The following is an 18,951-nucleotide window of genomic DNA, read 5'->3' as shown; positions in this document are numbered from 1 at the left end:
AGGTAAACGCGGTTCTGAATGTCTCTTAAAACCTGTCTCAAATATTGACTTCAATCCAACATCCATAAGCGGCTTCGGATGAATCGGATTAAATTGTAGTCCCGATTTTGACGACAAATTACCCCCTAAATGACGATATGTGATCAATTTAGCTCTCTCGGTACGTTTTCATTCGGCTTTCAAATAAATGAATGGTACTGAAAGTTATGTAAACAGTTCGATTTGGTAAAAACTTAACAATCTTTGCGAATATCATTGAAATTGTTCGGTTTATGAGATACACTGAACTTGTCAAATACAATCAAAAGGGGGGACACTTTGATGCGAATGTTTAAACGATTGGCTACAGTTGTTGGGGTACTATCACTTGTTTTTGATATGCTTGAAAGCCTTTTAAATCAATGAGTTTGCACTTATGATAAAGGTGTCTTAAGGGAAGGTACCTACCTAGACAAAAAGTAACTCATTAATAATTCAAAATGGATGAGTGTTAGACCAAAAAACAGCTGAGGGTAATGGCTGTCAAAGGAAGACGCATTAAACGTATCAGAGCTAATCGCAAGCGTTGAATTTTGGGCAATGGTGGAATTACTATTACCTACGAATGAGAGAATATCTCGATTGTTTTGCTGAGCTTGAATACATAATTCGGCTAATCGCTTAGTTTCTCCAGAATTACTAATTACGATGATTAATACATTCTTATTTTTACGTAATAACTCTAAATGAGAATTTGCGGTACATCTAAAACCGTGTAAATTTGAATGTTCACTCATGTAATTAGCAATATTTTGAGAAAAGCCGCTACCCAATATCATGATCATTGAGTCTTTATGCTTATCCATCAAGTTGGAAAATGGCTTTACATAGGACTTTACTTTTAAGTCGTTCTCAGTATTATTAGGAAACTTTGGTGTATCTGTAATTAGAAAGACCAATTCTGAATATCCTGAAAGCTTAATCTTTTTACAAGTCTTAATGATAAAGCTAGGAGACGTGAATGTTCTTTTAGCCAATTCACGAATACTTAGGTTTCTAAGTTCTTGTCTATGGCTGTTCATATAAGTGAGGATTTTTTGTTCGTCCTTATTTAATTGATATTTTTCACAAATAGTTTGAATGTTCATTAGCTTTCTCCTCGTGTATCGAAAGAAGGACTCATTATGTCAGAAAAAGATGTTAAACAAAACGAAGTACCACAAAATAGAGATAAAGAATTTTTAGCAGATCCATGGGCAAGAACCAGAACTCGTAATGGTTTAGCTGCTGACGAAGTTATTTCTGCTTTGCAAAAATCAATCCGTAAAGGAAAAGAAAGAGCAGCTTGTGAATTTGCTTATGAAATGTATATTTCTTCTCCACAAATGGAAGAAAAATTGTGGCGTCGACTTCAAGCAATTTCAGTTGAAGATATAGGTATGGGCAATCCTAAGGCTCCAATTTTGATTAACAGTTTAAATCAAATGCGTCAAAACTTTAGCTACAATGAGCCTGATAGAGCAATGATGTTTGTTCATGCAATTCGTTATTTGTGCGAATCCACTAAGGATCGTTCATCAGACTTACTTAAGAATATTATAATTAAAAACTTTGCATTAGGCTATGTCCCAAAGATTCCTGACTATGCTTTAGATAAACATACTACCCGCGGTAAGAAGATGGGCAGAGGTAGCATGCACTTCCTTGAAGTAGATTCTAAAGTTACATCACAATTAAAAGTTGATAACCATTACTGGGATGAATATCACAAGATTCGTGAAAACTGGGATGAGAGTAAAGTTATTCCTAACGCATTCAAGTTTAATCCATATCAAATTTAGTTAAAAATTATTTTTAGTAAAGAAAATAGGTGATCTCTGATGGCTGAAACTACTGTTAAAAAAGATTCAATGATTACTAAATTGGATAAAGTTTTAATGCCTATTGGACAAAAACTTGGAAATGAAAAGCATTTGCAAGCTATATCAAACGGAATGCTTTTCGGATTGCCATTTTTGGTAATTGGTTCCTTCTTTTTAATTGTTGCTAATCCTCCAATTGTTATGGATAGGTATAATCCTGCAACTGCAAGCTTCTTTATGAAGTGGCTTGCAGGATGGAAATATTGGGCAGTTGCACATTATGCTCAAATTACAGTTCCTTATAATATGACAATGGGCATGTTTGGGATAATTTGTGCATTTGGTATTGCTTATGAATTGAGTAAAGGTTATCGTAGAAGTCATCCTGCTACTGATGGGATGATCTCATTAGTTACCTTTTTAATGGTTGCAACTACTGTTGATAAAAATAATAAGATTGATATCAATAACTTAGGAACAAACGGATTATTTGTTGCTATCATTATTGGATTGCTTGCTGTAGAAATTAATCGTTTAATTGAAAAGAGTAATATAAAGCTTAAGCTTCCAGATTCCATTCCCCCGATGGTAGCAAACTTTATTAATTCATTAATTCCATTAGTAGTAAATATTTTCATCTTTTATGGTGCAAACTTAATTTTAGTGGGTATGACACATGCTGACTTTACTACTTTTATTATGAAATGTTTGACACCAGCTACATTCTTAGCTAATAGTTTATGGGGTTACATTTTGATTGTAACTTTAGGTAATCTTCTTTGGCTAATCGGTGTTAACGGTAGTAATGTTATTTTCCCTATTGTTTTTGCAACTGGTATCGCTGCAACAGGTGCTAATGCAGCTTTGGTTGCTAAGGGATTACCACCTACTCATTTAATGAACTTGCAAATGTTTAGAATTGCCGTTTTAGGTGGTTCTGGTAACTCATTAGCTCTATGTATTTTGATGATGGGCAGTAAAGTAGAAAAGTATCGGGTTTTAAGTAAATTATCAATTATTCCCGGAATTTGTAGTATTAATGAACCAATTATATTTGGTGTGCCAATTTGCTTTAACCCAATTTTAGGTATCCCATTTTTAATTGCGCCAATAGTAAATATAGTCTTAACTTATATTGCTGAAAGTTTACATTGGATTGGAATGGGTTATATTGTTGATCCATCATTTACCCCGTTCTTCTTCCAAGCTTATATGAGCTCAATGGATTGGAGAAACATAATTTTCGAATGTATTTTAATTGCAATCGGTATTGTCATTTATCTCCCATTCTTTAGAGTAGCTGAACAGAATGAATTAAAGAAGGTTGCAACAGCTTAATAAGATATTAATAGCTCTTTGTTAAATATCCTAAAGTGTAAGGCAAATAGAAACATGATAATGTTTTTATCTGCCTTTTTCTTATACTTAGATTGACGTTTATTGTGAAGATGCAAGTACGCTTTATTATATTAGATATCTAAGTGTATAATTTTTTGCGGTAAGTTGAATAATTAATTAAAAAAGACCAGTAGTCTGATGTTAAGAACAAAAAACACATTAGAAGCTGGTCTTTTATGGAATCTATTATAACTGATATCGTGAAAATTATTAAGTCTGAAAATTATTAAGTCTGAAAATAATGTTATTGCTCGTGAAAAGGCATTAATGTGCTACTTCTTTGATTTGATTAGAGAATTAATGAAATTAGCACTAGAAGAAGTTGATGCCGGCTTAGTTGAAGAAACTAAAAAGCAAGGCTATCAGATTGAAAAGAAAAATAAGCGCTCAGTTGTGACTGCCTTTGGTGAGATTAGCTATTGGCGCAGAAGATATGTCTGTCCAGGCAAGAAGGCCCAATACCCACTGGATAAGCTAATGGGTTATGACAAATACAAGCGTTACAGTGTTTTGGCAGTAAAAGATGTTTTGCAAGTTAGTGCTGTGGCTACTTACCGCAATACCGCTCTAGCAGTTAATACCCTTTCTTGTTTTAAGATTAGTCACAGCCAAGTTGGCAAGCTGATTGTGCAAGCAGGCAAACAGATTAAAGCACAGCAGCAGTCTGAGGAAAGATACGATGGCATTACCCAAAAGAAAAAGGCGCCAGTGCTTTATCTTGAAGGCGATGGCGTTGTGATCAAGGGCACCAAGAAGCGGCTAGAGTTTCATCGCTATCAGGTCTGCGAGGATATTATTAATTTAAGCAAAACGCGCAGGAAAAGAGTTCAGGCCAAAGGGTTTGTTTCTTTAAGCCGCTTGGATGCTTTGCAAGAAATTAAAGCTTATTTAGCCAATACCTATGACTTAAGCGATACTTTAATCATCAGTAATGCCGATGGCGGTGCTGGTTATGCCAAGAAAGATTTTGATGAAATAGTTGGCTATTGCCGGCAGCACGAACACTTCTTGGATGTCTTTCACTTGAATAAAAAGATCAAGGACCGTTTAGGCTTTATGCCGGCTATGCAAAGCAAATTGATCAGTGCAGTTGAGTTTAAATATGACCGTCACTTAACTGATGTGATTTTAGACACGATTGAAAGCAATCTGGTTGATGAGCTGAATACGCCAGAAAATCATGAAAACTTAAAGCGGCTGCGCAGCTATCTTCATCGTCGCTGGGTGGATATTAAGCCGTTTAAGATGCGTCATTTGTCAGTAATTAAGGCAATTGGCTGCTGTGAGAGCAATCACCGTAAATATACTTATCGCGTCAAAGGGCAAGGAAAATACTGGTCAGAAGATGGTGCCGAAGGAATTCTGCGTGTACTAACTTGTATCAAAAACAATGAGCTGGAATACTGGCTTAGCAGTGAGTTTGCAGGTGGACAGCTCGATATTGGTGATCAGGAAGAATTGAAAGGTGCAGTTCGTGCCAGCCTAAGAAAGACGCATGAAGCTCATCTAGGCATTCATCATGGAGCAATCGAAAGCTTAACAGCAGGTCATAGCTATTTGGATGATTTCGGCAGAAAATTAAGTCAAATAAATATTTAAGAAATTAAGGTCAGACTAATGGTTAATAGCCTACCGCAAAAATATTGACACTTACCCATTAGGGTATACCCTATTGGTCTTTTTTATTTCTGTGCTATACTAGGAATTACAAGTGTTCATTAGAACTGTCCAAAAGGAGAATTGGAAATGGCTAAAATCGGTTATGCTCGTGTGAGTTCCAAAGAGCAACATTTAGATCGACAGCTAGCGGCCTTAAAAGGCGTTGATAAATTATTTACGGATAAATTAAGTGGAGCTAACACTAATCGGCCAGAACTGCAAAAAATGCTGGCCTATATTCGTGAGGGTGATATTGTAATGGTCACTGAATTAGATCGCTTAGGCAGAAACAACCATGATTTGACTAAGATCATGAACTCCATTCAAAATAAGGGTGCCACCCTAGATGTGTTGAATTTACCGTCCATGACAGGGATTGCTGACCCAAATTTACGTCAACTGATGACCAACTTGATTATTGAACTCTATAAGTATCAGGCCGAAAGTGAACGTAAGCGAATCATTGAGCGCCAGCAACAAGGGATTGCCTTAGCTAAGCAGCAGGGTAAATATCATGGGCGCAAACCCCAATATGCCAAAGATGATCCCCGTTTGCAACATGCTTTTAAGCTTTATCGAGCTGGCATGAGTGACATTGATGTGTCCCGAAATACAGGTATTAAACGGACGACCTTTATTCGATACCGTGTGAAATACGGTATTAAAAGAAAATAGGGCCCCCTTTTGGTTAGCACATGTTAACTGAAAGGGTTTCTATTTTCTTTACTTAAAAGTTGTCTCAGGAATCAGCTTACATCCAAATTGTGTACAATCTATATCATGAGAACTAATTTTAGAGTACGATACAGTTGATTAACAATTTCGATAAAGGCGATGATGGGATGAAAAGCACGACGAAATGGGTAACACGGTGGCCCGAACGAATTAGTTACGGCTTAAGTGACGCCGCCGATAATTTAGTCTTTCAAATGATGACGACCTATTTGCTATTCTTTTACACGGATGTTTATGGACTGACACCAAGCGCGGTGGCCATTTTATTTGTCGTGGCGCGGGTAGCTGACGTTGTTGAAAGTTTTGTCATCGGGATCATGATTGATCACACACATTCACGGTTTGGCAAGAGCCGACCGTTCTTCCTATGGTATTCGTTACCTTACGTTATTTTTGCGGTTCTCACCTTTGTGACGCCTAACTTTTCGTATAATGGTAAATTAATCTGGGCATATGTGACGTATTTAGGCCTTGGATTTCTGTATACGGCTGTTAATCTGCCAATCACGTCAATCTTACCAACGATGTCGCAGAATACTCGTGAGTTGACGTTGTTGGGTGTCATTCGTCAATTCTTTGGCAGTTCGGTTCAAATTGTGGTGGCGGTATTCACATTACCCTTGGTTGCGTTCTTCGGCCACGGTAATCAGCAAAAAGGGTTCTTGGGCACAATCATCGTGTTTAGCCTGATTTCATTTCTTTTGATTATCAACACGTTTGTCCATGTTCGCGAACGGTTCGCGAATCCTGAAATTGCCCACCAACCGTTAACAACTGTCCTAAAAATGTTGAAACATAATCAGCCATGGATCGTTATGTCAATCGTGATTCTCATGTACTGGCTGGTGACGGCAATTAAGAATCAGACAACCATTTACTATTTTAAATATACGGTGGGAAACGAAAACCTGGTGCCACTAGCTAACAGTTTTACCCTGGCAGCGTTAATCGGGGTATTGCTGATCATTCGAATTACCGAGGTTGGCAGTAAGAAGCAAACGATGCTTCGCGGTATTTTAATAGCGCTGGTTGGTCAAGCCGTGATTACGGTTGGGGTTTATACCAAAATACTGTGGTTCTTGTTTGGCGGTGTCTTGATTAACTCGATTGGCAATGGGATCATTATCGGCCTCGTCTCAATCATGATTGCTGACACAATCCGTTATGGTGCCAGCATGGGGATCCAAGCCGAGGGAATTCTGGCTTCAACGGATGACTTTGGCGTTAACGTCGGCCTTGGTGTTGGCGGCTTGATTACAGCTGGTTTGTTTCACTTTTCGGGTTACGTTGCCAATCGAACCCAGAATGCCGCAACTCTCACCATGATTAATTTGAATTATGTTTGGATTCCGTTGGTTATTTATGTGGGGATGTATTTTGTATTGCGGCTTTATGATGAGGGGCGGATTGAACGAGCAATAGAAGCAAGAAAATAAGTCCGAATTATATTCTAAATAATAGTTTTTGATTTGCTAACTAACACCGGTGCGGTGTGATATTATTACCTTTTTGCGCCAACGGTTATTGCAATTGGCCAAATAATCTTGCAACCTCACTTTTGAAATGCAATAGATTGTGAGTCGTTCCAGTTAGCACTATACTGAAACTGAGTCTAAATCTAAAAGGAGTGGTTTGCATGGCTGAAAAGTATACAGCAGAAATCGTGCCATTGAACGCTGAGAAGATTGGCACCGCGCCGCACGGTGCCGCGACGTTCACGATTGATGGTGCGCAAATGAAGATTCATATCGATATGTTTGATACACCTGCTAATGTGCAGCATTGGGAACATTTCCACGGATTCCCGGATGGTAAGCCAGCAGAAATCGCCACAGCGGCACAAGATGCTAATGGTGACGGTTTCGTTGATCTGCCAGAAACAGAACCGGTTTCCGGTACAACGATGGTGCCATTTGACGCTGAACCGGCCAAGATGCATGTGCCAAATGACAGTTACCCAGTGGCTGATGCAGAAGGTCACTATGCTTATGACAAACTCGTTGATCTGAAGGAATTGCAGACAGCGTTTAAAGCCGCTTTTGGCAGTGACGATTTGCAGCTTGATAAAAGGGTCATTTATATTCATGGTGTGCCGGATACCTTGAAGCTACCGGCTACTGTTCAAGGAACTGTCATGAACTACGATGCCCACGTTACTTTACCAATTGCAGTTGGGAAAATCATCAAAGCTTAAACTAATTAGTTGAATAAATAACCTATAAGTAGTCTTGAAGCTTACTGGCAATACGCCGGCTGTTTCAAGGCTACTTTTGGGTTTGAAGACCTTATTTACCTATAAATAGAGCTTTTTACATTATATGTACAGATTAATACCTATAATGTCAATAAGTATGAACTGTTAAAAATATCTTGTTAAATAACGAACATTATCATTCCTTTGCGCGGGGTCAACTTGTTAAGCTGGTGTTGGAAGAAGAGAGACGCCAGAAACAATGGAAGGAGGCGCACAGATGCCTAAGAAGTTGATCCATATCGTCATGTTGGCGATGTTGATGCTGACCCAGGTCGGCAGCGCCGTTGTCCCTGTAGCCGACAACGGTGAGACAAACATCACCGAACATGACCGTGCGGCGCCAAAATCCGATCCATCCTCACACCAGAACGATGCGAGCGGACAAGCGGCAATTAGCCAAGACACAATTGAGTCTGACAAGAAACAGACAAGTGCAGCAATGAGCAGTTCTGAGAACCTGTCTAGTATCTTTTAAGAACTATCTTCAGGAAGGCCAATACAACCATTTGAAGACTGCTGTTAAGGGCGCGTTCACAGTTTTTCCAAAGTCGCCGACATTTGTCTAGCCAACTCCATGAACGTTCAACGATCCATCGTTGCGGTAGCACCGTGAACATATGCAACTCGTTGCGTTTAGCTACCGTCGTCTTAGCATTCAAAATGAGCTTCACCTGATCCGCAAAGTCATTGCCAGTGTAGCCACCATCAACCATGACATGCTGAACGAGCTCTAAAGTTTGGCTAGCCAAACTAAACATAGCCAATGCACCTGAACGATCTGATACATTAGCTCGTGTCACGAGAATGGCTTGTGGTAAACCATTAATATCAACCGCCATATGACGCTTAATCCCTGAAATCTTTTTGCCGCCATCGTAGCCACTATTTTTCGTTAAATCAGTGGTTTTAACACTTTGAGCATCAACAATCACAAACGACGTTCGGGCCGATCGGCCCTGTGCAAAGCGATAGGAAGCAACAGTTTTTTTAAAAGCCTTTCTAATAGCGAATCAGCTGTCTGGTCTGGTTTATCTCGCCACATATCGTAATAGCGGTAGACAGTGTGCCATTCCGGGAAATCGTGCGGTAATTCACGCCATTGACACCCTGTAGTAAGCGAGTAAAGGATGGCATTGAATACGTCATAAAGATCACAACAACGCGGTCTTGTATGCTTGCGGAAGTTTTCTAAATCAGGTTGTATTAACGCAAATTGCGCTCGAGAAATATTGCTTGGATAATCTGGCATGACAAACTCCTCAGTCGGTTTTCCACAATTCTACCAGATTCAGCAGATACTAGACAGGTTCTAATAACTTGGCCTTGAGGTCGAGACTGAGCCGATTACTTTTTTCAAGGCCGATCTGCTCATCAAGCAAAAAGATGCGTTCATTGGTACGAACATCTTCATAGTACCGACGGCGAAAAGATACAGTGCCAATGCTGGTATCGACATGGCGTTCACGCATATCTTTGATTTTAAAAAACTGCTTCCGGTAGGAAGAATCCGCCAAAACCTGATCTTGTTGTTCCAGCATGACACCAAGTAATTGACAAAGAGTCTTTCCAAAACTTTTTTGAGTTTCGATGACTAGATTGGCAAAGTCTAACTTTCCTGTCAGTAAATCAAAGGCAGAGTTTCCAAATGATGTCATCATTTCTGTGATGATTTGTTGTAAGATAGAGTTCAAGAGTGATTCCTCCTAATTGCTAGCTGGTTGATTTGTCATTAACATTCTAGCATGAGTAGGGATCGCTCCCTTTTTGTTTCTGATAATTTACCCACTTAAACTTTACGCTAAGCCTTAAATTTCATCTGTTATCCTGTATTATATAATGAGTCTGTAATTTTGGGAGAATTTAAAATTTACTTTGTAAAAACAGACTAGTCTTTTCTTTCGTTAAGCTCAATTATAATTCTAGACTTTTGAAGGTAATCAATTTGGTACTTGTTAGTTAATTGGGCCAAAAAAGGTCCTAGTTTATCATTGTTCGGTTGCAAATTATCTAATAATCTTAAATACTGATGTAACTCTTCATCGGTACATTTTTTTTTGAAATATCCCCAAATATGTTGATACGTTGTTGTTAATGTTTGTTTTGTTGGCGAAACCGATTCAAGTGAGTCAATGATGTTCCCTAGTTCTTGTGTCTTTTGTGGCATCCATTGATTATTCTTCGCCAGTAAACGAATGTAATCATATTGTTGCTGTGATTTAGACATTACCCAATATTTGTTGACTGCCCAAACTTTTTGCCAATTCATATTTTATCTCCATTTTATGTCATTATACGTAAAGCATCAGAGCGTTCTACTGAAGTAGATTGAAAAGTTTGCGCTAAACTCGTGAATGGACCTTCATGAGTTTTGTGTCTAGTTTGCTTGGTTAAGAGACTTCAACTTCAGATTGAAAGAGCACCTTTCAAGAAACTTTAATTGTTTATGGTGGCTACCGTGCTCACATTAACAAGTAAAGCCATCCAAAAACACCCAAAATTAATAAACCAATCAGATTTAACACAGTGAACACTTTAAGGAAATGCCTCAATGACTGTTCTTCGCTAAACAGCAATAATTGTTTTACTGCAAGCAAATTTGCAAGGGAGGCCACAATTGATCCCAATCCACCTATGTTAACACCTAGGAATAAGGCTGGTAAGTACTTTGTAAAATTGGCCAGTAAGATAGCGGCTGGAACGTTACTAATCGCTTGGCTAGTCATTAGGCTAGCAATATAAACGCTCTGCGGTGTTTGCATTAGCTGATTTAACCAGAGAGTAATATAGGAGTTGTGACTAATAGCACTAACAAAAAGGAAAAAGCAGACGAATGTTAAGAGCAAAGCGTAATCAACATGTTGAAAGACGTGCCAATCAATTCTCAAACCAACAATAATAGTAACAATAATAACTAATGAAATTGGTATCAAGTTAAAAATTCCGAGCATAATAAACCCAATCAGGGAAGTTGCAATACCAATTTGACTAACATGAATGGTAGTTGATTTTGCGGGAACCATCGTTAAGGACTTTCGTGGTACCCACAAGCTTAACGCTACCAGAAGAATCAGACTGGCAATCATCAGAGGAGCCGATAATTTGAAAAAGGTTAATATATCAATGTGATAAGATGTCACAAGGAACAAATTTTGAGGATTCCCAATAGGTGTAAATGAACTTCCAAGATTGGCCGCCATCACGATTAGAGTTAATGGGTAAGCAATTGCTCCCTTCTGATGCCGATTTACTGTCATAAAGGTGGGAACTAAAGTTAGGATAGCAATGTCATTGGTTAAAATCATTGATCCACCGAATGCCAATAAGATAAAAAATTGCGTCATCTGTCGAGTATGTTGTGATTTGACTAAAAGCCAGTTACTTAATGCATCCAAAATATGCATGGTTCGTAATAACTGAACCCCGATCATAAGCGATAAGAGCGTTCCAATCGTGTTCCAGTTAATATCGGTAAACCGTGGCGTCCCAATCAAAAAACTCAATCCCGCGCAAATTAAAGCAGTAATAAAAATTTTATCGCTGATGGTGCGGCGAAAAACTAAGCCCATTAGGCGCTCTCCTTTTTCCTGATTTTATAGTATCAGTTTGTGTAAAATACTTTGACGTAACTAGGGAAAGGTTTGTATAGTCATTCTTGTGCCTGTACAATTCTTACTTTTACAAATTTTCTACATACTTTTTTTGTCCTTATGATCAGATGTATCTTAGTATTCAAAACAGCAACAACTTTTTTAACGCTGTTCAGTAACCAGATCTCAACATAAATCCAAAGATTCATGAACACCCACACTCCTTTGGAGACAGAGCGGTTTTTCAGTGACGCCATTTCCGATGCCTGAAAGGATATGAAACAAATGCTGAAGACAATCAATAATTGGTGCTACTGGTCAACTCGTTAGAAAATGTATTGATGGTTCATTAATCTTTCTAAATGAGTTTCTCCCTATTATATATGCATGTTAACCAGAAATGGAACTAATCAGATTTCAATAGCGATAAGATCCTTAGAACCTTAAGAAGCCAAAGTCATGTGCAAATCCCAATGATTATTTACCGAAACCAATCTGAGAATGATTACGGGTCACTTATATGTAACTAACAATACTCTCCGTTCGCATTAGTTACAATAGGGTAGGCCCTAGCTAAACAACTTGATATCAATATACGCAAAAAGCCCGCCCATAGGGTGATGAGCAGGCCAATTACGCATATTTTACCGAGATAAATTTTGTACACTTAGGTGTACGATGTATATTATAAGCGGCTTGGTTAATCAATAAAATCTCTTCCGTTGAGAAGAGACTTTATCCGTTAACAATATTTTCGGCAAAGTAGCTTAATTGAAGTTACCTCCTTAAGTTTATCTTGGTAAATAAAAAAGCAAAAAATATTTTACGTAGTTTTTTAGGAGGCCTTAGCTGATTAACTCTAAGTTGGTTATTAACAGAATGGAGGAATTTTATGGCATCAACTCATCATATCGAAACCGTTATTAACGGCCATCATGTGAATAAGAATCATTATTTTAGTCTTAAAAGTTATCAATGGCGGGTTCGCCATCACAAAACCATGGGGAAAAAGAATCTTGCGATTGGTCAATTAGCTTGGGTAGAAGTGACTGGCCAGGTTAAACCGGTTTTAGTGATCATTACCGGGATTCACAAGTTAACCGAGGCTGCTGATCGCCAAGTCGCACGACAATTAAAGACCGTCAAGACGATTACAACTAACTCAGTTAAAGATTTGGACGCCATCACTCAGAATAACTTTGAGCAATACTTGGCCACCCACCCCCAGGGAGACCCTTTTTATCAACCTCAGCAATAAAGCAATCGCTAAAATTATTAGCTAGTTGTCTCAGGAATCAGCTTACATCCACGTTGCTTGGGTGACTTAGAACATCAGCTTAAAGATGGACGGTGGTAACGTAAACAGCCGCAGCGACCACATAAGCCGCGTATTACAGTGTGGAGAAAAAACAGGGTAACAAGCGTGAAAAAATAAAAGAAGACCAGATTTTGGTCTTCTTAAAAATGATAATTTATTTATCGTCTTTATCTAACTTTTCCTTTACGTTATCAACCGTATCTTTAACAGCATCTTTGGCATCTGACAGTTTATCTTTAGCCTTACCTAGAATACCTTGACCCTTACCTTCAGCTTCGCGGGCCTTGTCGTTCGTAACCTTGCCTTCAACTTCTTTAGCTTTTCCACTTACCTTATCTTTGGTGCTATCAATCTTGTCATCTAGACTCATAATATAACCTCCCATAATGTATTTGTTACAACAGTATTATTCCACATTTTAATTTGCTTGTCTAATAAGGAGATCCTACAAGAGATAGTGTGAATGACACTTATAAGGTAGATTGCAAATTTAATCCGAATTTTTGGACAAATTTGCAATCTACCTTATAATTAGATTTAGAAGGATGCAATTTAGATAATGGAGGATTTCATATGAAAAGATTTAGACTTTGGTCAAAAATATCAATTATCATTTCTATATCTCAACTTTTATTAGCCATTTTTAAAGAAATTCAAAACTATAACAAATCTAAAAAACATCCTTCGAAAAATAAGAGAGGATGATGTTTTATGCATTGGTTATGGGTTTTAATTATTGGTGCCATCATTGGTGCTATTGCTGGAGCAATTACTAGCAAAGGAAAATCAATGGGGTGGATTGCTAATATTGTTGCCGGATTAGTTGGTTCCTCTATTGGAGAAGCTATACTCGGATCTTGGGGCCCTCAATTAGCCGGAATGGCAATTATTCCTTCAATTATTGGAGCAGTAATTGTTGTTGCTGTAGTTTCTTTCTTTTTAAGTCGTAGCACAAGATAAATTTTTCCCTATATGTTAAACTTTTTAACAATCTTTTAAATGAATCCATGGTTGTTATTGGCTGGTCAATTACTGTAGTAATTGGCTTTTTTTATAAATGTTTTACTTTAATTTCATGTAAAGCCACTCTAATTATTAACAAGCTGAAAGAAGTGGACGAATTGGCTATGCAAAATAGAAGTGGAAGAAAATATGGATTATTAAATTACAGTGTTTACGTCATATCTTTGGGAGGATTCCTATTTGGGTATGATACTGGTGTTATCAATGGAGCTTTGGCTTTTATGAGCAAGACTAGTCAATTAAATCTAACTCCTTCCCGTCAGGGAATCGTGTCAAGCTCTTTAGTCTTAGGGGCTTGCCTTGGTGCATTCCTATGTGGAAAATATGCTGATAAATATGGCAGAAAGGTTACACTTCGTTGGGTTGCAGTTATCTTTACACTGGCAACTGTATGTTGCGCATTATCATTCAATTATATCTTTATGACCACATTTAGGTTTATCCTGGGACTAGCTGTTGGTGCTGCCTCAAGTCTTTCTCCAATGTATCTTGCAGAAATATCTCCAAGAGAAGTTCGTGCTAGCAACGTCAATAAGAATGCAATTTTTATCGTTTTAGGGCAACTAGTAGCGTTTATTATGAACGCCCTTTTAGGCAGTCTATGGGGTGACTGGGATCCAATTTGGCGCGTTATGATTTTAATGGCATGTGTCCCCTCTATTATCTTATGGATTAATTCATTCAATATTGCTAGAAGTCCTAACTGGTTAGTACAAAGAGGGCATTTAAAAAGAGCACGCAATTTAGCTCATCGACTAGGCTTCAAAAAACAAACTGCTAACAGGATCATTGATGGACGTAAAAAGAATATCAAAACAGAGACAAAGCTCACTTGGGACCAAATCTTTTCGAATAAACGATTAGTCTACTTACTCTTGATTGGAATCATTATTGCCTTGATTCAACAAGTATCGGGTATTAATACAGTTATGTATTATGGCACTATCTTGTTAGAAAAGGTTGGTATGGGAGAACGGGGTTCTTTGTATGCGAATATACTAATCGGCTTAACATCTGTCATCGCTAGTATCTTTGGAACCAGAATGATTGCCAATCACAACCATCTGAAAATGTTAAAAATTGGGTTAATGGGTAATATTATCTTTTTAGCGTTGTTAGGGGTTATTATGCACGCAAACATGCTGCCACAGGTAGTTACAAGTACTTTGGTTCTAGCAATGCTTGTCCTATTTCTAGCGAACCATCAAGGTATTGTTAGCCCTGTTACTTGGTTGATTATGGCAGAAATGTTCCCTAATAGTGTCAAAGCTAGATTTATGTCAATTGCTACGGCAACCACATGGATCACTAATTTTTCAATTAGCTTAGTTTACCCATTGCTAATTAATGCTTTAGGAACAGCCACTGTCTTTTTTGTATTTGCCATAACAAATGGGTGCAGTTTATTTCTTTCCTTGACTGTTATTAATCAAGAGAAAATGAAAAAATCCTATCAGGAAAGTTCCAGCAAATAAAATTAGAAGGAGGAAAATAATATGGCTAACTTTTATATCAATCCTAATAACGTTGTACACGAATTGCCTAAAAATAATCAACCAAAATTTTTTATGTTTGGTGTTCCTAGCTATACCAATCTTGGTGACCAGGCAATATCATTAGCCGAACGAAAATATATTGAAGCTGAGTTTCCAGATTACCAATATATTGAAATAGTAGAGGAAGATGATGATGCGGCTATTCCAGTTGTTAAGCAATGTATAACTAAACAAGATATTGTTGCCTTTACTGGTGGTGGAAACATGGGAAATCTTTATCTTAATCACGAGCGAGCACGCCGAAAAGTATTTTCAACTTTTACTGATAACCTAACCATCTCATTCCCACAGTCTATTCATTTTGAAGACAATGAAGCTGGACTTTATGAACAAAAGTTAAGTCAAGAGGCTTACCAAAAAAACCCCAATTTAGTTCTAGTAGCTCGAGATGCACAGAGTTACCATAGAATGCAGACTACTTTCAACAATAAAGTCATTTTTACACCTGATATGGTTTTATATATGAAATCTGTCAACTGGAAGTTCAATCGAAATGGGGCTTTATTCGTTTTACGGCATGATTCAGAAAAAGTTGTTAAAAAAAGTACGATTGACAATATAAAAGATATTTTAGGAAATGAACGCCCTGTAAAAAGAGTTGATACCGTTCTAGACGAACCACAAAAGATAACACCTGTTACTCGGGAGGCATTATTTGATTCAGAACTAGAACTATTCTCGCACCAGGAAATAATTATTACAGATCGCTGGCATGCAATGGTATTTTCCGTTTTAACAGGAACACCTTGCTTGTTATTTGGAAATAGTTATGGAAAAGGAAAGCATGCCTATATTGATTGGTTAGAGCATATCAACTGGGTTAGTTATACCGATGAGGAAGATACCGAAAGGATTAAACAACAAATAAACGCGGTCATGGAAGCTAAAACTCACGCTTATGATCTTATTCCTGATTTTAAACAGTTACATGATTTAATTCCACATAATCGGTAGGAAAAAGCCAACTTTTTGATAACATTTTTCATTTGATGTTAATCAAAAATTGGCTTTTTATATAACTTTTTTAGTGTATCTCTTAATAAGGTGGTCATATGAAAAAGAAAATCAACCTTCAATGCATATTATTAACATTTCTAACGTTCACAATGGGTTTCAGTCAATTTATTATAATAGGAATTATAAATAATTTATCGACAGATTTTAGAGTTTCTATCGCAGACATTGGGGCACTCGTAACCATATTTGCAATCGTTTATGCAGTTGCAACACCAATAATTAACTTATCTATTGGTAGTATCGCTTTGCATAAAGTTATGCTCTTTTTTATGCTGATTTTTTCATTTGGAAACTTATTGACAGCTATAGCTAGTAATTTTAATGTACTACTTATGAGTAGAATTATAACAGCCCTATCATCTGGGCCTCTGATGTCGACTGCTGTTACCTTTGCAGCTGCAATTGCTCCTCAGAGAAAAAGAGCTTGGCTAATATCTTGGGTGTTCTCAGGCTTCAGTATCGCTTCAGTTTTTGGCGTACCTTTAGGTACTTGGATAAGTGATAACCTTAACTGGCGATTAACTTTTTGGACAATTTTTTTTGCCTCAGTCTTTATTACTATCGTAGTTTTCTATTTGCTACCTCATAATTTAACACAAAATGGAACACATAATATATTCAAACAGTTAGCTATCTTAAAAGACAAAAGAATCATCTGGGGTATTCTGGTCCCGGTCTTTAATTTTAGTGCCATTTATATCATTTATACCTATTTGAAGCCAATATTAATTAAAGAGTTAAGTTTCTCCCACAATAATGTCATAATTGTTCTATTTTTGTACGGACTATGTGGATTGGTAAGCAACCAAGTGAGTGGGCGTATAGCAAACATGAAATGGAAACGCAATTTAAAAAAATTTTTTATTCTTCAAGCTATTAGTATCTTTCTTATATTCATAAGTGGAAATTTAACATGGCTAAAAATCAGTGCCATTCTCATAATGGCTTTAACAATGCCTATTTCTAACTCACCCATGCAATTGTATTACATGGATATTGCCAAACAAAATTATCCCCAATCATTGGTTTTAGCTTCTTCTTTTAATTCAATTTTTTCAAATGTTGGAGTTGCTACCGGATCTGCAATTGGAGGACATGTCGTGGCCACTGTAGGCTTAAGCGGTTTGGGCATTGCAGGTAGTGTCTTTAGTGTTTTCACAATAGGTGTTCTAACAATATTAATCAAGTATAACTATAATTAATAAGATCTTTTAATGCCTGTACTGATTTTGGCAATTATTATTCAGGTTCAGTATACCAGAGAATAAGTCTTAATATTTATGTTAGCTTCTTCATGTGAGGATAGATAGAATTTTAATAAACCATCAGCCCAAATTTTTATGCTTGTAAAATAGCAAGCTACAAGATAGTATGGTGGTTTTAAAATTGACTCGATAGGAAAACAATTTATTATCATAAAACACCACTTAACAAAAAGATTAAGTGGTATATAGGAGCAATTAAATAATGAACAATCGTCAATTAAGGAATATCTTGTATATTATGACCCTAATATTTATTTGGTAGATTGTAAAATTAATCCGAACGCTGTTCGGACAAAAAAGATCAGCTTCCTTTAAAATGGTGTTTACCACAAACCCATCTTTTAGGAGCTGATCTTTTGTCTAGTATAACCTATTCCGAACGAATTAAAATCGAAACCTTTTGTGAACTAGGGCTGTCCAATATCCAAATGGGCGTTCGGCTGAACCGATCACCGTCAACAATTTCTTATGAATTATCTCGATGTCAACCTTATCAGGCTGAATTAGCACAAACAGATGCCGAATACAAGCGATCACGATGTGGTCGGAAAACTAAGCTGAGCGATGAGTTAAAGCAAAAAATTCTCAACCATTTACGTCTAAGCTGGTCACCAGGAATGATTGCTCACGAATTTAAACTAGCTACTAAATCTATTTATAATCGGCTAAATCAGGGGAGAATTGGTTTCCCCTTGAATGATCTACCTGAACATGGCGTACGCCAACGGCGTAACGTTGACCAACGATCCAAATATAATCAATCTTTGGGGCGATCAATTGAACAGCGTCCCATGATGATTAATCAACGTAATCGCATCGGCGATTTTGAACTAGATACATTCGTTGGTCCTCGTGGGAATAGTAAGGCAGTTTTATTAACTTTAATCGATCACAAACCACGGTTCCTTTGGGCATACCGGTTAAAAGATCGGACGACAGCGACTGTTAATGAAGCACTAACTAAGTTCCTAACCACTTTTAATGGTCCGGTGCACAGCTTTACTGTGGACCGTGGCACTGAGTTTAGTGGGCTAGTATCACTTGAATCACAATATGGTATTAAGACCTATTACTGCCATGCTTATACTCCAGCTGAACTTGGTAGTAATGAACGCTTTAATCGGAATTTACGTTATTTTTATCCTAAAGGGACTCGTTTTGAGCACATTAGTGCTCAAGATTTAACGACGACGTTACTCCAAATTAACCAGCGACCGCTTAAAATACTCGACTGGCAAACACCGTATCAGGCTATGCTGACAAATTTGTCCAAAAATTCGGATTAAATTTGCAATCTA

At 37.5% G+C, this 18,951-nt stretch carries 17 protein-coding genes and 2 pseudogenes; 13 read left to right on the top strand and 6 right to left on the bottom strand.

The window, feature by feature from the left end; all coding sequences use genetic code 11:
* Positions 1 to 443: 443 nt before the first annotated feature.
* The gene (locus tag IV87_RS09050) at positions 444 to 1,127 is read right to left on the bottom strand and encodes a MurR/RpiR family transcriptional regulator (RefSeq protein WP_057807519.1); all 684 of its coding nucleotides are present in this window, start codon (positions 1,125 to 1,127) and stop codon (positions 444 to 446) included.
* A gap of 36 nt (positions 1,128 to 1,163) precedes the next feature.
* On the opposite strand from IV87_RS09050, the gene IV87_RS09045 reads away from it, so the two are divergent.
* The 7 genes and pseudogenes from IV87_RS09045 to IV87_RS09015 all read left to right on the top strand — a co-directional run.
* Positions 1,164 to 1,820: an AAA family ATPase gene (locus tag IV87_RS09045; protein ID WP_057807517.1), complete on the top strand. Its 657-nt coding sequence runs from the start codon at positions 1,164 to 1,166 to the stop codon at positions 1,818 to 1,820.
* Between the two features lie 39 nt (positions 1,821 to 1,859).
* The gene (locus tag IV87_RS09040) at positions 1,860 to 3,179 is read left to right on the top strand and encodes a PTS sugar transporter subunit IIC (protein ID WP_057807515.1); all 1,320 of its coding nucleotides are present in this window, start codon (positions 1,860 to 1,862) and stop codon (positions 3,177 to 3,179) included.
* A gap of 236 nt (positions 3,180 to 3,415) precedes the next feature.
* Positions 3,416 to 4,838 (top strand): annotated as a pseudogene (locus tag IV87_RS09035) (ISLre2 family transposase).
* A 147-nt stretch (positions 4,839 to 4,985) separates the two neighbouring features.
* The gene (locus IV87_RS09030) at positions 4,986 to 5,573 is read left to right on the top strand and encodes a recombinase family protein (protein ID WP_057807513.1); all 588 of its coding nucleotides are present in this window, start codon (positions 4,986 to 4,988) and stop codon (positions 5,571 to 5,573) included.
* A gap of 167 nt (positions 5,574 to 5,740) precedes the next feature.
* Entirely contained in the window at positions 5,741 to 7,069 is a 1,329-nt protein-coding gene (locus tag IV87_RS09025; protein WP_057807521.1) for a glycoside-pentoside-hexuronide (GPH):cation symporter, read from the top strand.
* Positions 7,070 to 7,269: 200 nt separating this feature from the next.
* A complete protein-coding gene (locus tag IV87_RS09020; protein ID WP_003567312.1) occupies positions 7,270 to 7,827 on the top strand; it encodes a hypothetical protein in 558 nt (185 codons plus the stop codon).
* A 277-nt stretch (positions 7,828 to 8,104) separates the two neighbouring features.
* Positions 8,105 to 8,344 (top strand): annotated as a pseudogene (locus tag IV87_RS09015) (hypothetical protein); the annotation flags it as partial.
* Positions 8,345 to 8,348: 4 nt separating this feature from the next.
* Here IV87_RS09015 and IV87_RS10940 read toward each other — a convergent pair.
* The 4 genes from IV87_RS10940 to IV87_RS08990 form a co-directional block, all read right to left on the bottom strand.
* Positions 8,349 to 9,136 (bottom strand): IS5 family transposase gene (locus IV87_RS10940; RefSeq protein ID WP_143053178.1). Its coding sequence is split into 2 segments (ribosomal slippage): positions 8,349 to 8,869 and positions 8,869 to 9,136, totalling 789 coding nucleotides; the frame shifts between segments, so codons are not numbered across the junction.
* Between the two features lie 49 nt (positions 9,137 to 9,185).
* Positions 9,186 to 9,578 carry a UPF0236 family transposase-like protein gene (locus tag IV87_RS09000; RefSeq protein WP_035168938.1) on the bottom strand — a complete coding sequence of 131 codons (393 nt, stop codon included), beginning with the start codon at positions 9,576 to 9,578 and terminating at the stop codon, positions 9,186 to 9,188.
* 194 nt (positions 9,579 to 9,772) lie between these two features.
* A complete protein-coding gene (locus IV87_RS08995; RefSeq protein WP_057807511.1) occupies positions 9,773 to 10,153 on the bottom strand; it encodes a DUF1722 domain-containing protein in 381 nt (126 codons plus the stop codon).
* Positions 10,154 to 10,346: 193 nt separating this feature from the next.
* Positions 10,347 to 11,453, bottom strand: a complete 1,107-nt coding sequence (locus IV87_RS08990; protein WP_057807510.1) for an SLC13 family permease — start codon at positions 11,451 to 11,453, stop codon at positions 10,347 to 10,349.
* A gap of 913 nt (positions 11,454 to 12,366) precedes the next feature.
* Here IV87_RS08990 and IV87_RS08985 point away from each other — a divergent pair.
* Entirely contained in the window at positions 12,367 to 12,732 is a 366-nt protein-coding gene (locus IV87_RS08985; RefSeq protein WP_220083613.1) for a DUF5839 family protein, read from the top strand.
* Positions 12,733 to 12,946: 214 nt separating this feature from the next.
* On the opposite strand, the gene IV87_RS08980 is transcribed toward IV87_RS08985, so the two are convergent.
* The gene (locus IV87_RS08980; RefSeq protein WP_003680381.1) at positions 12,947 to 13,162 is read right to left on the bottom strand and encodes a CsbD family protein; all 216 of its coding nucleotides are present in this window, start codon (positions 13,160 to 13,162) and stop codon (positions 12,947 to 12,949) included.
* 341 nt (positions 13,163 to 13,503) lie between these two features.
* Between IV87_RS08980 and IV87_RS08975 the strand changes: the two genes are divergently transcribed.
* From IV87_RS08975 to IV87_RS08955, 5 genes are all read left to right on the top strand, one after another.
* Positions 13,504 to 13,752: a GlsB/YeaQ/YmgE family stress response membrane protein gene (locus IV87_RS08975; protein WP_016511904.1), complete on the top strand. Its 249-nt coding sequence runs from the start codon at positions 13,504 to 13,506 to the stop codon at positions 13,750 to 13,752.
* A 167-nt stretch (positions 13,753 to 13,919) separates the two neighbouring features.
* Complete coding sequence (locus IV87_RS08970) at positions 13,920 to 15,290, top strand: sugar porter family MFS transporter (protein WP_057750052.1); 1,371 nt, start codon at positions 13,920 to 13,922, stop codon at positions 15,288 to 15,290.
* A 21-nt stretch (positions 15,291 to 15,311) separates the two neighbouring features.
* On the top strand, positions 15,312 to 16,325 hold the full coding sequence (locus IV87_RS08965) for a polysaccharide pyruvyl transferase family protein (RefSeq protein WP_057807509.1): 1,014 nt from the start codon (positions 15,312 to 15,314) through the stop codon (positions 16,323 to 16,325).
* A 98-nt stretch (positions 16,326 to 16,423) separates the two neighbouring features.
* The gene (locus IV87_RS08960; RefSeq protein WP_057807508.1) at positions 16,424 to 17,590 is read left to right on the top strand and encodes an MFS transporter; all 1,167 of its coding nucleotides are present in this window, start codon (positions 16,424 to 16,426) and stop codon (positions 17,588 to 17,590) included.
* A gap of 419 nt (positions 17,591 to 18,009) precedes the next feature.
* Complete coding sequence (locus IV87_RS08955; RefSeq protein ID WP_057807507.1) at positions 18,010 to 18,939, top strand: IS30 family transposase; 930 nt, start codon at positions 18,010 to 18,012, stop codon at positions 18,937 to 18,939.
* The last annotated feature ends 12 nt before the right edge of the window (positions 18,940 to 18,951 follow it).

The sequence above is a fragment of the Pediococcus ethanolidurans genome, assembly GCF_001437405.1.
Lineage (GTDB): Bacteria > Bacillota > Bacilli > Lactobacillales > Lactobacillaceae > Pediococcus > Pediococcus ethanolidurans.
This window is presented reverse-complemented; position numbering and strand designations above follow the sequence as displayed.

What these genes read in the sequence shown, in the direction of transcription:
- IV87_RS09050 (WP_057807519.1), bottom strand. Translation starts at nt 1,127, where the DNA reads ATGAACATTCAAACTATTTGTGAAAAATATCAATTAAATAAGGACGAA.
- IV87_RS09045 (WP_057807517.1), top strand. Translation starts at nt 1,164, where the DNA reads ATGTCAGAAAAAGATGTTAAACAAAACGAAGTACCACAAAATAGAGAT.
- IV87_RS09040 (WP_057807515.1), top strand. Translation starts at nt 1,860, where the DNA reads ATGGCTGAAACTACTGTTAAAAAAGATTCAATGATTACTAAATTGGAT.
- IV87_RS09030 (WP_057807513.1), top strand. Translation starts at nt 4,986, where the DNA reads ATGGCTAAAATCGGTTATGCTCGTGTGAGTTCCAAAGAGCAACATTTA.
- IV87_RS09025 (WP_057807521.1), top strand. Translation starts at nt 5,741, where the DNA reads ATGAAAAGCACGACGAAATGGGTAACACGGTGGCCCGAACGAATTAGT.
- IV87_RS09020 (WP_003567312.1), top strand. Translation starts at nt 7,270, where the DNA reads ATGGCTGAAAAGTATACAGCAGAAATCGTGCCATTGAACGCTGAGAAG.
- IV87_RS08995 (WP_057807511.1), bottom strand. Translation starts at nt 10,153, where the DNA reads ATGAATTGGCAAAAAGTTTGGGCAGTCAACAAATATTGGGTAATGTCT.
- IV87_RS08990 (WP_057807510.1), bottom strand. Translation starts at nt 11,453, where the DNA reads ATGGGCTTAGTTTTTCGCCGCACCATCAGCGATAAAATTTTTATTACT.
- IV87_RS08985 (WP_220083613.1), top strand. Translation starts at nt 12,367, where the DNA reads ATGGCATCAACTCATCATATCGAAACCGTTATTAACGGCCATCATGTG.
- IV87_RS08980 (WP_003680381.1), bottom strand. Translation starts at nt 13,162, where the DNA reads ATGAGTCTAGATGACAAGATTGATAGCACCAAAGATAAGGTAAGTGGA.
- IV87_RS08975 (WP_016511904.1), top strand. Translation starts at nt 13,504, where the DNA reads ATGCATTGGTTATGGGTTTTAATTATTGGTGCCATCATTGGTGCTATT.
- IV87_RS08970 (WP_057750052.1), top strand. Translation starts at nt 13,920, where the DNA reads ATGCAAAATAGAAGTGGAAGAAAATATGGATTATTAAATTACAGTGTT.
- IV87_RS08965 (WP_057807509.1), top strand. Translation starts at nt 15,312, where the DNA reads ATGGCTAACTTTTATATCAATCCTAATAACGTTGTACACGAATTGCCT.
- IV87_RS08960 (WP_057807508.1), top strand. Translation starts at nt 16,424, where the DNA reads ATGAAAAAGAAAATCAACCTTCAATGCATATTATTAACATTTCTAACG.